This window comes from Levilactobacillus andaensis, from assembly GCF_016861695.1.
Lineage (GTDB): Bacteria > Bacillota > Bacilli > Lactobacillales > Lactobacillaceae > Levilactobacillus > Levilactobacillus andaensis.
This window is the reverse complement of record NZ_BOLP01000019.1, coordinates 12,737-26,722: the sequence shown is the minus strand read 5'-3', so window position 1 is coordinate 26,722 and position 13,986 is coordinate 12,737. Positions and strand designations below refer to the sequence as shown.

At 53.1% G+C, this 13,986-nt stretch carries 11 protein-coding genes and 1 riboswitch; of the genes, 2 read left to right on the top strand and 9 right to left on the bottom strand.

Annotated features, from left to right (window positions below; all coding sequences use genetic code 11):
• Nucleotides 1–238: 238 nt before the first annotated feature.
• Both JUF10_RS12195 and leuS read right to left on the bottom strand, forming a co-directional pair.
• Entirely contained in the window at nt 239–1,015 is a 777-nt protein-coding gene (locus JUF10_RS12195; protein ID WP_236008229.1) for a hypothetical protein, read from the bottom strand.
• A gap of 178 nt (nt 1,016–1,193) precedes the next feature.
• Nucleotides 1,194–3,623 carry a leucine--tRNA ligase gene (gene leuS / locus JUF10_RS12190; protein WP_203642728.1) on the bottom strand — a complete coding sequence of 810 codons (2,430 nt, stop codon included), beginning with the start codon at nt 3,621–3,623 and terminating at the stop codon, nt 1,194–1,196.
• A gap of 945 nt (nt 3,624–4,568) precedes the next feature.
• On the opposite strand from leuS, the gene JUF10_RS12185 reads away from it, so the two are divergent.
• Complete coding sequence (locus tag JUF10_RS12185) at nt 4,569–5,207, top strand: phosphatase PAP2 family protein (RefSeq protein WP_203642725.1); 639 nt, start codon at nt 4,569–4,571, stop codon at nt 5,205–5,207.
• On the top strand, nt 5,208–5,774 hold the full coding sequence (gene mnmM / locus JUF10_RS12180) for a tRNA 5-(aminomethyl)-2-thiouridylate-methyltransferase MnmM (protein WP_203642723.1): 567 nt from the start codon (nt 5,208–5,210) through the stop codon (nt 5,772–5,774).
• Nucleotides 5,775–6,043: 269 nt separating this feature from the next.
• Here the strand turns inward: mnmM and JUF10_RS12175 are convergent, their stop codons facing one another.
• From JUF10_RS12175 to lysA, 7 genes are read right to left on the bottom strand one after another with little or no spacing between them, the layout of a single operon-like run.
• Complete coding sequence (locus tag JUF10_RS12175) at nt 6,044–7,108, bottom strand: aspartate-semialdehyde dehydrogenase (RefSeq protein WP_203642721.1); 1,065 nt, start codon at nt 7,106–7,108, stop codon at nt 6,044–6,046.
• A gap of 18 nt (nt 7,109–7,126) precedes the next feature.
• Nucleotides 7,127–8,329: an aminotransferase class I/II-fold pyridoxal phosphate-dependent enzyme gene (locus tag JUF10_RS12170; RefSeq protein ID WP_203642713.1), complete on the bottom strand. Its 1,203-nt coding sequence runs from the start codon at nt 8,327–8,329 to the stop codon at nt 7,127–7,129.
• Nucleotides 8,330–8,355: 26 nt separating this feature from the next.
• Nucleotides 8,356–9,132, bottom strand: a complete 777-nt coding sequence (gene dapB / locus JUF10_RS12165) for a 4-hydroxy-tetrahydrodipicolinate reductase (RefSeq protein ID WP_203642707.1) — start codon at nt 9,130–9,132, stop codon at nt 8,356–8,358.
• Nucleotides 9,129–10,019, bottom strand: coding sequence for a 4-hydroxy-tetrahydrodipicolinate synthase (gene dapA / locus JUF10_RS12160; protein WP_236008227.1), 891 nt, complete (start codon nt 10,017–10,019; stop codon nt 9,129–9,131). The genes dapB and dapA overlap by 4 nt, the downstream gene beginning before the upstream one ends.
• 11 nt (nt 10,020–10,030) lie before the next feature.
• The gene (locus tag JUF10_RS12155; protein WP_203642705.1) at nt 10,031–11,176 is read right to left on the bottom strand and encodes an N-acetyldiaminopimelate deacetylase; all 1,146 of its coding nucleotides are present in this window, start codon (nt 11,174–11,176) and stop codon (nt 10,031–10,033) included.
• A gap of 3 nt (nt 11,177–11,179) precedes the next feature.
• A complete protein-coding gene (gene dapD / locus JUF10_RS12150) occupies nt 11,180–11,884 on the bottom strand; it encodes a 2,3,4,5-tetrahydropyridine-2,6-dicarboxylate N-acetyltransferase (RefSeq protein WP_203642703.1) in 705 nt (234 codons plus the stop codon).
• Between the two features lie 18 nt (nt 11,885–11,902).
• Nucleotides 11,903–13,204, bottom strand: coding sequence for a diaminopimelate decarboxylase (gene lysA, locus JUF10_RS12145; protein WP_203642701.1), 1,302 nt, complete (start codon nt 13,202–13,204; stop codon nt 11,903–11,905).
• 587 nt (nt 13,205–13,791) lie between these two features.
• A riboswitch (Lysine riboswitch) is annotated at nt 13,792–13,972 on the bottom strand.
• Between the last annotated feature and the right edge of the window lie 14 nt (nt 13,973–13,986).

Below are 13,986 nucleotides of genomic sequence, written 5' to 3'. Positions count from 1 at the left end.
CATTTCAACGCTTGCTATGGTAGTGATCAATCATAGCCGGAGGAAGCCAGAGATGTAGCCAGCCGTGTCGACGCTGTTTGTCGGGGTCCTTTCCCGGCTTACAGCGTGGGACGTCCTCGAAGACACGCGCTTTTCGTGGCTTTGAGGCGAGCCGGAAGCCCGTTTCTCAGGCTGAAGGCGTTCCCCATGGCAGGCGGAATCTCTGGCAGCCGGAGTGCACCCAATTTATAACCATCCATCAATAACGGTTCGTGTTCGACTGGAGCTTCATGTGACGTACGGGATAGTAACCGACGAGCAAGTAGAACGCCGCCACCCCCAGCAATAGGCCAACCTGGGGTAATGACACCCGGCCTAAAATATCCAGTCCCGCGCTGTAGAATTGAAGCATGTACGAGCAGGGATTAATCGCCGCTAAGATATCATTGAGCCAGGGTGCTAACGTGATCCCCGGACTCATCAGGAACATCCCCGCAAAGATATATCCCGTGGTCATCAAAGATACTAGGTTGGTGCGGAGTGGGAGAATCAAGAGAAAGTTCGTGAATCCGGCGACGATTGGAATCAAGATCAGGTTTAACAGTAAGCCCCCCGCCATCATAGGTAGCAAGATCAGCGATGCCGGATTCAAAATTAAAACGACTACATCAAATACGAAAACTTCAATCTCAATAAATAGAAGTTGCACAGCAAGATTGCTGAAAAAGATCAAGCGCTTATCGCCGGCAATCACCGTAAACATCTTTAAGAAATTCGATTCGCGCATGCCGATCAAGGCAAACTGGAACCCGTTCAAAACGCCTACTAAAACAATGTAGACCCAATACCCCACTAACTGGGATGCCAGATCATGAACGCCAAATGGATGGCCGTGTGAACTGAAGTCCGCTACCACAAAGAAAATCATTGGAGCAATCAATGTATAAAATAAAACCATCTTGTCGTCCCAGGTCTGTCGCAATTCAAAGCGACTGAGAATGCTTAACTTACGCCACACGATAATCCCTTCTCTCATCGCCCTTGATTCCAAAACCGGCGCTTTGCCAACCATTATTTAGTGGCGATTCCTCTGATTTCAAGGCGAGTTCTTTCATAAATCGTCCCGAATTATCTCCCAAGCACAAGTTTTTGCCAATTAAAAAGTGCCGGTCACTCTCCATTAGGAAAGTTACCGGCACTTCTTTTAGGTTAATTTAGTTGGCAACGATGTTGACCAATTTACCTGGTACCACGATGACCTTACGAACCGTCTTACCGTCCGTATGCATCTTGACCGTTTCGTCAGCCAAGGCTTGGGCTTCGATGTCATCCTTAGCCGCGTCCTTAGCGACCTTCAGGTGAGCACGAACCTTACCGTTGACCTGAACGACCATTTCGACCACGTCTTCAACCAATTGCTTGGCGTCGTACGTTGGCCACTTGGCGTAGGAAATCGTGTCGTCATGACCCATCAGTGCCCACAGTTCTTCAGCGATATGGGGCACGATTGGTGAGATCATCTTGACGAAACCTTCCATGTAGATCAGTGGCAGGCTGTCCGCCTTGTAGGCTTCGTTGACGAAGACCATCAGTTGTGAAATGGCAACGTTGAAGCGCATGGCTTCGAGATCTTCACTCACCGTCTTCACGGTTTGGTTGTAGATCTTATCCAACGTCCCATCGTTGATCATCGTGACCCGGTCACGCAGACGGTTGTTGTCATCGATCAATAGACGCCAAACACGGTCCAACCAGCGACGAGAGCCGTTGATACCTTCCGTACTCCATGGTTTGGAGGCTTCTAATGGCCCCATGAACATTTCGTACAGACGCAGGGTGTCAGCACCGAACTTCTCGACGATTTCGTCGGGGTTGATAACGTTCCCCTTTGACTTGGACATCTTTTCGTGGTTGGTCCCCAAGATCATCCCTTGGTTGACCAACTTCTGGAATGGTTCCTTGGTTGGCACGACACCGAGGTCGTAAAGGAACTTGTGCCAGAACCGGGCGTACAGTAAATGCAAGACGGCATGTTCCGCCCCACCGATGTACAGGTCAACTGGCATCCAGTATTTCAACTTCTCTGGATCAGCAATCGCTTGGTCGTTGTGTGGATCAACGTAACGCAGGAAGTACCATGAACTCCCAGCCCACTGTGGCATGGTGTTAGTTTCACGCTTCCCTTTACGGCCGTTTTCATCCACAACGTTTACCCAGTCATCCAGGTTGGCCAATGGGCTTTCACCCGTTCCAGAAGGTTCGAGTTGCTTAGCAGCTGGGAGCTTCAATGGCAACTGGTCTTCTGGAACCAACGTGGTTTCGCCATCTTCCCAGTGGATAACGGGAATTGGTTCACCCCAGTAGCGTTGACGGGAGAAGATCCAGTCACGCAACCGGAAGTTGACCTTCTTGTGGCCAGCCTTGTGTTCTTCCAACCAGTTAATGGCCGCAGCAATGGCATCCTTCTTGTTCATCCCGTTCAGGAAGTCAGAGTTGATGTGTTCGCCGTCACCAGTATAAGCGGCCGTTTGAACGTCGGTATCGTCATCGCCCGCAATCACTTGAACGATCGGCAGGTTGAATTTTTGAGCAAATTCGTTATCCCGGTCATCGTGTGCTGGGACGGCCATGATGGCACCAGTCCCGTAAGAAGCCAGCACGTAGTCACCGATCCAGATTGGAAGCTTCTTGCCGCTTAACGGGTTGATCCCGTAAGCACCGGTGAAGACCCCAGTCTTATCCTTGTTCAAATCGGTCCGTTCGAGGTCGGACTTGCTGTCGATGGCTTCCTTGTAAGCCTTCACTTCAGCGGCATGTTCCGGCGTCGTAATTTGATCAACCAAAGCATGTTCTGGCGCCAACACCATGTAGGTTGCCCCAAACAACGTGTCAGGACGCGTGGTGTAGACTTCGACCTTGGTGTCTTCTTGACCATCAACTGGGAAGAACACACTAGCCCCTTCGGAACGGCCGATCCAGTTACGTTGCATTTCCTTGATGCTGTCTGGCCAATCTAGGTCATCCAAGTCATCCAGCAAACGGTCAGCGTACGCCGTAATTTTCAGTACCCATTGACGCATTGGCACGCGGTAAACGGGATAGCCACCCCGTTCCGTCTTGCCGTCAATGACTTCTTCGTTGGCCACAACGGTCCCACCCATGAAGTCGGGCGCCCAGTTGACCATGATCTTGTCTTCGTAGGCAAGACCCTTCTTGTACATTTGTTCGAAGATCCATTGCGTCCACTTGTAGAAGGATTCGTCGGTCGTGTTGACCTCACGACTCCAATCGTAAGAAAAACCGAGTGAGCGAATTTGACGTTTGAAGTTCTTGATGTTGTGCGCGGTAAAGTCCTTAGGGTTGTGCCCGGTCTTCAACGCGTACTGTTCAGCGGGCAGACCAAAAGCGTCCCAGCCCATTGGGTGCAAGACGTTAAAGCCCTGCATCCGCTTCAAACGGGCCATGATGTCGGTTGCCGTATAGCCTTCAGGATGTCCCACGTGCAGGCCTTGACCTGAAGGATATGGGAACATATCCATCACGTAATACTTTGGTTTACTGGAAGTGTCAGGGGTCTTGAACGTTTCGTTGACCCGCCAGTAATGTTGCCACTTGTGCTCAATAATTTGGTGTTTGTATGCCAAAATTTTCGCTCCCTTTCTCATTTTCAACGCCAAGCCATAAAAAAAGCCCCCAGAAGTCCATAAAACGACTTCTGCAGGGCGTGTTAGCGCGGTACCACCTACATTTCCCCGGTCTTGTACCGAGGCTCATTCCGGCTGATAACGTCGCCAAACGCCCACTTTGCAGCGGAGAAGACTCAGAGACAAGTTCGTTCCACGGGATAACGGATTCACAGCGACCATCCGCTTGCTGAATACCCCGTTGAACTACTACTTCTCATCAACGTCTTTGTCTAATCAGATTGTTTTCATCTTAGCAAACCCCCTAGGGAAAAGCAAGGGTCACGCCGACTTCTTAGAGAATAATTCGGGGAATTGAGAAATAGAGATACTATCAGTACGCAATGGTATAGGATTCTCTTCCCCCGTATTCACGGGGAATACCTGGACGCCTGCAAGCTAAGCACCTGGACGCGAGGATCACCCCCGTATACACGGGGAATACTCCCCTATGTATCCCCCAAAGGAACGAGTAAAAGGATCACCCCCGTATACACGGGGAATACTCAACAAGCCCGTTGACGCTAACAACCATTACAGGATCACCCCCGTATACACGGGGAATACTGGGCGACAGCTTACGATAAGTCGGCCAAGATGGGATCACCCCCGTATACACGGGGAATACACTAAAGAATCGTTGACATACCGGCATTCTAATTTTCCAAAATCGGCTAATTCATTCACTTTGTACTTTAAGCATACCTGAACACCCCACCAGTAACAACCAATTATTCGCCAAAAAAACAAGAGTTAGATTGCCCCCTAAACTACTAAAATAGCCAGATAATTGGCTCATCGATAAACGACTTTGACTCACGCTAGATTATTTTCCAAAATCAATTTCAGCCCTACTAAAACACTGTGCTATACTAAAATTATTATAATCATATAGGAGGTCAACCTTTGACGACCATTTCAAAAACCCGCTGGCGCTTCACTTGGGCCGCGGGCATCTTATTTCTCATTGACTTATTCGGAGTCGCTTTACAGCAACCTTGGATCAAGGCGTTCGACCAGCTAATTATCGGCTGGGTGCGTCATCCCCTGCCACATGGCTTGATGCAGAGCATTATCTGGGTGACCAAATCCGGTAATCCGAAACCTGTAACGTGGGTAACGCTCCTGCTCGTTGCCGTACTGGTCATTGCCCGCCATTACCGCGGGGCACTCTTTTTAGCGTTTAACGTGCTGATTTGGGCTGGCGTAGGCAATACCGTGATCAAAAATATCATCCAGCGCCCACGACCAACCGTTAACCGGCTAGTTGCCGCCAGCTCCTACAGTTTTCCTAGTGGTCACTCCATTACGGCGATGCTACTGTGGGGTTCCCTGATTGTTCTTTTGGGCTGGTCCTTGCGGCAACATCACAATTGGCGCTGGGCGGGTACCTTGGTCCTGAGTCTTTGGATTGTCTGCATCGGATTATCCCGGGTCTACGTTGGGGTCCATTATCCCAGTGACGTGGTTGCCGGCTGGTCATTAGGGTTCTTCTTATTGACCGTCAGTCAATGGTTTCTCACGCGCTATGGAGATGCATTATAAATGAATTTACCAAATGCCTTAACTTATAGTCATACGTTACTCTCGGAATGTGTGGGGCCCGGCGATACGGTGGTCGACGCCACAGTGGGCCAAGGTCACGACACGATTTTCCTAGCAAACCTAGTCGGCAAAACTGGTCACGTCATCGGTTTCGATATCCAACAAGCAGCGCTCGACGAAACGCAACAACAGCTTGTTCTAACCGGATTAGGCGCCCAGGTTGACCTACACGCGACTGGTCATGAAAATGTTGGCGACTTTCTGGCACCAGATGAGCGCGTCGCAGCAGCCGTTTTCAATCTCGGTTACCTACCGGGTGGTGATAAATCCGTCATCACTCGTCCCACCACGCCCCTGACTGCGGTCAAAACGTTGTTGCCTCACCTGCCACGTGGCGGCCGCATTATCCTAGTTGTCTACGCCGGTCATCCCGGTGGCCCAACCGAACGGGACGCTGTCGTCGACTTCTGCCAGGCGCTCCCACAGAAAGACTATCAAGTTCTGCGTTATGGTTTTATCAATCAAATTCATACCCCGCCATTTTTGTTAGCAATCGAACGGCGGTAATTGAAAGGCATCATCAAGTTCACTTTTGGATTTGATGGTGCCTTTTTGTCGATTCTAACGCAATCGTTTATAAATATAATCATTCGGATGGCAAGTGTAATTTTCTATTGTACCGTACAATAATCATTTTTAATCCGGCAAATCTCTCGCTTGTAGCTAACAACCGATTTACCATGCCACTTATATCGACTAATCGTTCAAAACTATCTCCCAACTTACATAAACGAGAACCGAAATATGACATTGGAAATTAATTGTTATATACATAATCAAACTATACTGTTGATTAGGCCATCCACTACCAAACATTCCGCAATCTGAACAGTATTCCACGCGGCACCCTTTAATAGATTATCGGCTACGACCCACAGATTAAACGCTCCCGGATTCTCTAAGTCTGGTCGAATCCGCCCAACATAGGTCTCACGTGTTCCAGTCGCATTTAACGGTTGCGGATACAGTTGGTGCCGTGGGTCGTCTTGCAACACGACTCCCGGAGCAGTTGCCAGTGCTCGGCGCAATTGGGCAACGGTCGCATCAGGATTCCCGGTATCGATCCAAATGGACTCGCCATGACTAAACGGCACCGGTACGCGCACACAAGTCGCCGTCACCTTGATTTCGCTGGCATTCATATCCCCCAGCATGATTTTCTTGGTCTCATGAATCATTTTCCACTCTTCGTGCGAGTACAGATCATCTTCCAACACATCGATTTGTGGCAACAGGTTGAAGGCCAATGGGTAGTGGCGCTGATCACCCTTGGTCGGAAAAATTTCGGCCGTCATCCGCTGGCCATCCAGATAGTCCCTGGCTTCCTGATAGAACTCATCTAATCCCGACTGGCCGGCTCCCGAGGCTGCTTGGTAGGTCGACACAATGACCTGCTTCAACCCCACCGCCTGACGAATCGGATTTAACGCCACCATCATTTGAATCGTCGAACAGTTGGGGTTCGCAATGATGCCGTGATGTTCCCGCAGTGTCTCTTTGTTGACCTCCGGGACGACCAGCGGCACGGTCGGCACCATTCGAAAGGCACTGGTATTGTCCACGCAGACCGCGCCCTGTTCCACCGCAATCGGTAAGAATTGCTTCGACACTGCGCTACCAGCCGAGGCCAACACCAGGTCAACATCCGCAAATGACGCCGCCGTTGTTGCCGCGACCGTCAGCGACCGCCCCTTAAATGTCAGCGACTTTCCCGCCGAACGGGACGATGCCAATAATTTGACCGTCTTCACTGGAATCGTCGACTGAGCCAACTGAGCCAGCATCCGGGTACCCACCGCGCCCGTGGCCCCCAATATCGCAACCGTAAGTCCTGCTTGCATCCCATCATCTCCCCATTTTCAATTCAAAACGTGTGTCCGTAAGTCAGCCGTGAAGACCGCTAACCGGCGCATGGCCTCTTTCAGATCTGCCATGGAAGATGCGTAGGACAGCCGCACGTAGCCTTCGCCCCCGGCACCAAAACAACTCCCGGGCGTGACGCCCACCAAGCCCACTTCCGCCAATTTGGTCGCAAAAGCCACGGCATCCAGACCGAACTCCGGCGGGATCTTCGCAAACGCATAGAATGCCCCGGTCGGCATCGTTGTCACGTACCCCAACCGATTGAGCTCGGGAACCACGTAATCGCGACGTTGCTGGTAAGTTTGGCGCATCTGCTTCGAGTCATCCAGTCCATTGGTCAACGCCTCTAGCGCCGCATACTGGGCCGGATTTGACGGACAGGTCACCACGAAGCCGTGCAACTTACTGATGGTTTTAACGATCTCAGCTGGTCCGGCAAAATAACCGATGCGATACCCCGTCATCGCGTGGGACTTGGACAACCCATTGATCAGAATCGTCTGTTCCGGTAGCAATTCCGCCATGGACGTGTGGGGCTGGCCGTACGTGAGCTCCGCGTATATTTCGTCCGTGATCACGTACATCCCTTGGCGTTTCGCAACATCGGCCACGGCTTGTAACTGCGCGCGGTCATAGGTCACCCCCGTCGGATTCCCTGGAAAGTTTAAAATGACAGCCTTGACCGTGTCCGCGCCTTCGCGGTCGATGACGGCTTGCAGGTGCTTACCGGTCAATCGAAACCCATCAGCGGTCGTGTCGACCTGAATCGGGATTCCACCAAATATCGAAATGACCGGCCAATACAACGCAAAGGTCGGTGTCGCCACTAAGACCTTGTCGCCCGGATTGATCAGTCCGCCCAACACGCTAAAGATGGCCTCCGAAGCCCCGACCGTCGCCACGATTTCTGTGTCGGCATCGTAGGTGAGCCGAAACCGGTGTTGCAGGTAACCGCTGATGGCTTGCCGCAGCTCGCGGATTCCACGTTGATCGGTATAGTGTGACTTATTGTCCTGAATACTCCGAATAGCGGCGTCCTTGACGTGTTCCGGCACGTTAAAGTCCGGTTCGCCCAAGGTTAATTTGATGATCCCCGGAATCTGGTCGAATTTCTGAGCGAAGGCGCGAATCTGAGACGCCCCCATCGCCTGAATCTTTTGGTTAACAATCGTTTCAAGCCTAGCATCTAATTCTGGCAAACGAATTCCCCCTTAACCTTTCCCGCCTATAAGATATTTTCTAGTCCAATAACTAAGTCTTGCCGCTGCATGACCGCCGTCATTGCCAGGCGCACCCCGGTCATAAACGACTGCCGGTCGGTGGTGCTCTGTTTGATCGTCAACGTCTCGCCGGGCCCACCGAAGATGACCTCCTCGTCGGCCACGAATCCCGGTAAACGTACGGCGTGGATCTTGATGCCATGGTAGTCGCCACCGCGTGTCCCTAAGGAATCTTGCTCCGCTGCCGGCTGTGGCTCATCCACTTGTTGCGCCTCATGGATCAGCCGCGCCGTGTTCAGGGCCGTTCCGGATGGCGCATCCAGCTTGTCCTCATGGTGATACTCCACGATTTCTGCCCGCTGAAGGTAGGCGGCGGCCTGCTGGGCAAATTTCATCATGAGCACCGCCGTCACGCCAAAGTTAGGGGCAATGATACCGCCTAACTGGCGAGCGTTGGCCGTGCCCTGTAACTCTTGTTGCTGGGCCTCCGTCAACCCACTGGTCCCAATCACCGGCCGCATCCCCCGCGTAATCGCAAACTGAGCATTGGTGGCGACCCCACTGGGTGTACTGAAATCGAGCCACACATCAGCTGGCGTAGTGATCTGCTCGAGGTCATTGTAAATGGTGACCGCACCGTCCAACCCATAGTCCGTGGCGCGGCGACTCGTGACGTGCGGATTGAAGACCCCGGCCAAATGAAATTCCGGCGTCGTTGTGACCAACTGCACCGCCTTTTGGCCCATGGCCCCGTTGAAGCCCGCAATGATGACTGAGATCACGCCATCGCCCCCTTTAACGCTAGGGCGTGGTACAAAGCCGCCTTTTCTGCTGCATTTAACGGCAGTACCGGTAACCGACACGTTCCCACGTCATACCCTAGGTCGTTGAGCAGGGCCTTGACCGGTGATGGCGACGGGTACATGAAGAGGGCCGCCATCTTCGGAGTCAACTCCCGCTGTAAGGCCCCGGCCGTCCGGTAATCCCCCTTAGCCAACGCATCATACATTTGTCGGATCTCGGCGCCATAGAGATGGGCCGCCACGGAGACCACCCCGCTGCCCCCCACGACCTTCGCGAAGAGTGCCTGGGCATCTTCTCCGGTGTAGACCAGGAAGTCGCTAGGAACGTGTTCAACGATGTACTCGAAATCAGCCATGGTATGACACTGTTTCACGCCGGCAATGTTCGGGTACTGGGCCAGCTCAACGATGGTCTCCTTGGCCATCAAGACGCCGGTACGGCCCGGAATGTTATACATCATGATGGGCAACGACGACGCATCGGCCACGGCCTTGAAATGGGCCACCATTCCCCGCTGGTTAGGCTTGTTGTAGTACGGCACGACGACTAAGGCCATGTCGATACCGTCGATTTGGGCTAGTTTTTGGACAAAATCAATCGTCCCCGCCGTGTTGTTGCTGCCAGCACCGGCAATGATTGGTACCCGCCCGGCCACGATTTGGGCAAAACGCAGGTAGAGCGTTAATTTCTCCGTTTCGCTCAACGTCGGCGTCTCCCCGGTCGTCCCACCGATGACAAAACCTTTCGTGCCAGTATCCAGCAGATGATTCGTCAATTTTTCAAGTGCCACGTAGTTGATGGCGCAGCCATCGTTGGTAAACGGCGTAATGATTGCCGTCATCAGATCAGCATTCGTAAACATCATCGCTCACTCCTTTATTGGGTCATGCGGTCACATAAGAATCCTCGAATCGCGGTCACCCCTTTAAAAATTGCGGCCTCGTTCGGTTGAAAATTAGCGGCATGGAGACCGCCTGGACTGTCGACCCCCAGCCAAAACATGGTTCCCGGAATCTTGGACAACAGGTAGCCAAAGTCCTCGCCCGTCATTGCTGGTGGCGTTGTCTGAAAGTCGACATCCGCGGCCGTCCGCATGTAGCGGATAAAATTAGCCGTCAACGTCGGGTCATTTTCCACCGGATAATACCCGCCCTGATTAAAGGTCACGTCTATCTGCGCGTGATAGGTCAACGCGACCCCGGCCACAATCTCTCGCACCCGGTGCTGAATGAAGCCGATCATCTCCTGCGTCAGGCCACGAATCGTCCCCTCCAACCGGGCCTCCCCGGCGATCACGTTGCGAATCGTGCCCGCCGTGATTTTGCCAATGGTCAACACGCCACAAACCGTTGGGTCAATGTTACGCGCAACAATCGTCTGCAGTTGCATGACCAGGCTGGCCGCAATCACGATAGCATCGTTGGCTTTCTGTGGAAACGCTGCATGGCCGCTCGTCCCGTGAATGGTCACGTTGACCTCACTAGTCCCGGCAAACAACGTTCCCAGTCGACAGCCAATCGTTCCCGTGGGTAGGTCCGGATTGTCGTGCAGACCGTAAAACTCATCGGGTCGCAAGTCCCCGCTCAGCAATCCGCGGTCATAGGCCAGTTTGCCACCACTCTCGCTTTCCTCCGCGGGCTGGAAAAAGAAAACCAGGTTGTCGCGGGGCTGCTGCTCGGCAAAGTAGCTGAGTAGGCCCAACGCCACCGTCATGTGGATGTCGTGACCACAGGCGTGCATAACGCCCGGATGGGTCGACTTAAAAGTAAGGTCATTATTCTCAGTCACCGGTAACGCGTCAATATCGGTGCGATAACCAATCGTGCGTTGTGGCTGGCTACCGGCAACCCGCACCAGTAACGCCGTTGGCAGCTTGGGTGACGTCGCCACGGTCAAATAGGTCTCTGGCAACGTCGCTATCACTTGTTGCAAATAGGCCTGCGTCTTCGTCTCCTGTAAAGCCAACTCTGGAATCTGGTGTAACTGCCGACGAATTTGGATCAATTTGGCTTCGGTCAACATGGCTCACAACTCCCTTAATTGGTCTTCGATGTGGGTCTTCGCCGTGGTCTGCCGGTCCTTGATCTTGATGACGCGCGCCGGCACCCCCGCCACCACGGTTCCCGGGGCCACATCCTTTGTCACCACAGCCCCGGCACCAACGACCGCGTCATCCCCGACCTGAACGCCCTCGAGAACGACCGCGTTGGCTCCAATCGTGACCCGGTTGCCGATGCGCACCGGTGTGGCCGAGGCGGGCTCAATGACGCCTGCCAAGACGGCATTCGCCCCAATATGGGCGTCATTACCGACCGTGGCGCGGCCACCCAAGACGGCCCCCATGTCGATCATGGTCCCGGCACCGATAACCGCACCAATGTTGATGATGGCCCCCATCATGATGACGGCGTGGGCCCCAATTTCAACCTGATCACGAATCACCGCGCCCGGTTCAATACGGGCATTAATATTTTCCGTGTCGAGTAGTGGCACGGCTGAATTACGCGCGCTGATTTCTAAGTCGTATGTCTCCGCCGGTCGATTCACCAGTAACGGCGCGATTGCCTGGTAATCACCAATCAAGATGGTCAGTCCCGGTGTGGCAAAACATTTCACCCCAGCCGGAATCGTCGCCGAATCCAGTGTCCCTTGCAGGTAGACCTTGACCGGCGTCTCTTTTTTGGCGGTCCCAATGTACTGAATGATTTCCGTTGCTGTCAGTTTCCGCATGGTCGTTTTCCCCCTCAATTACTCATAACGTGCATCCAATCGGACTAGGTCGGCGTAGGTCTCACGCCGCACCACAAGCTTGGCTTGACCGTCCTCTACGAAAACAACGGCCGGGCGCGGATTGCGATTATAGTTGGACGCCATGCTATAGCCGTACGCTCCGGTGTCCAGCACGGCTATCAGGTCGCCGGATTCGCTCTGCGGTAACGCTAATTGATCGATTAAAATGTCGCCCGATTCGCAAAACTTTCCAGCCAGGTGAACGGTCTCGTGTATCGGCGCATCCATTTTATTCGCTAAAACGGCATCGTATTTAGCTTGATACAGGGCCGGTCGAATATTATCCCCCATCCCGCCATCAACGCTGAGATACGCTGGTAAATCGGGGATGTCCTTGCGCGACCCCACCGTGTACAGGTTATAGCCGGCGGGACCAACGATGGCGCGTCCCGGTTCGATCCACACCTCGGGCAACGGCAACTGATAGTGATCCGCTAACCCCCGTAACGTCGTGGTGATGTGTTGGATAAAATCAGCCGGCGTCAACGGATCATCCGCCGCAGTATAAGCGATGCCAAACCCGCCGCCTAAATTTAAGATGCCCGGCGTAAAATTCAATTGATCGCGCCATTGAGCCGAAATCGCCATCAATTTTCTGACCAACAGTTCAAATCCGGTCACGCCAAAAATCTGCGACCCAATGTGCGCGTGAATCCCAATCACGTTCATCTGCGGAATGCCTAAGACCGCCTGCAGTGCGCGAGTGGCTTGGCCAGACGCCACATCGAAGCCAAACTTGCTGTCGACCTGCCCTGTTTGCGTATAGCGATGCGTGTGGGCGGTGATTCCCGGTGTCAGCCGCAACATGACGTCACAGCTGGCGTTCTGGGTCTCCAGCACCCGTTTCAGCAGGTCGATCTCGTGAAAATTGTCGAGGACGATGACGCCAACATGATTCTCAACGGCCATCTCAAGCTCGGCTAGTGACTTATTGTTCCCGTGAAAGCTGAGGTCACGGACGGGGAAACCCGCCTGCAACGCCGTGTAGAGTTCGCCACCGGAAACAACATCTGCGTGGAGGCCCTCCTCGTCGATGACCTGATACATCGCCACCGCTGCAAAAGCCTTACTCGCATAACTAATCTGATACCGTAGCCCACTGCGCGTAAAGGCCGCCCGAAACTCCTGAATCTGCCGGCGAATCGCGGCCACATCATAGACCACCAGCGGCGTGCCATATTCCTGTGCTAGTCGGGTGGCATCCACCCCGTCTAAAACCAAGTGACCCTGTTCATTTGCCTGTAATCGTTGTTTACTCATTGGCCTCACACGTCCTTTCAATTTTCGCCTTACCGGTCGGCAGATATGGGCTGGAACGGTGCGGGCACAACTTTAAGCCTCGAAAAACCCGAGTCTTAAAGCTTGGCCTTCTACTAAGCAGGCAAAAAACGCCAACTAAGTAGAACGACGCGCCTGAGCCCATATCTGCCGACCTCTCGGCTTACACAGTGTTCTTAGACAACGCAGATACTGACTGTAACAGCCGTTATCAATTGGACTGAAAGCACTAAGTCTCCAGTTTTTCCGACTGTTGTCGTGGTAAACCACAATCAGAGCCGGAGGAGGACAGGGATGCAGCCAGCCGTGGAGGTGGTGTTAGCTGGCGATTCATCAGCCAGCTTACAGCACGGGCGACTTTGAAGATACGTGGTCTTCGTGGCTTCAAATCGAGCGAGAAGCCCGCCTCTCAGGCTGAAGCGTCCCCCACAGCAGGCGGAAGCCCTGGCAGCCGCAGTGCGACAAGGTTTAGCCAACCTACTTTTGACTTTTCCCTAACACAAGTATCAGAAAAAGGATCTCTTTGCTTACTAACAAAGAGATCCCAGAACTTCACAGTCCGAATCGAATTCGTCGTAAGCGCCCCGTAGCAGACATCTTGCTACGACAGTCCGTGACCTATTGGATCAACGGCCCAGCAACCAGCCGCTGAGTCGACTAGTGCTTCGGCAACCGCCCCTTTCCGCAAGTTCACGGTCCACTCAGGGACTCCCTTACGTACTGCTGTTGGTTGCAACCTCTTAGATATTGACATCAGGGTAAAG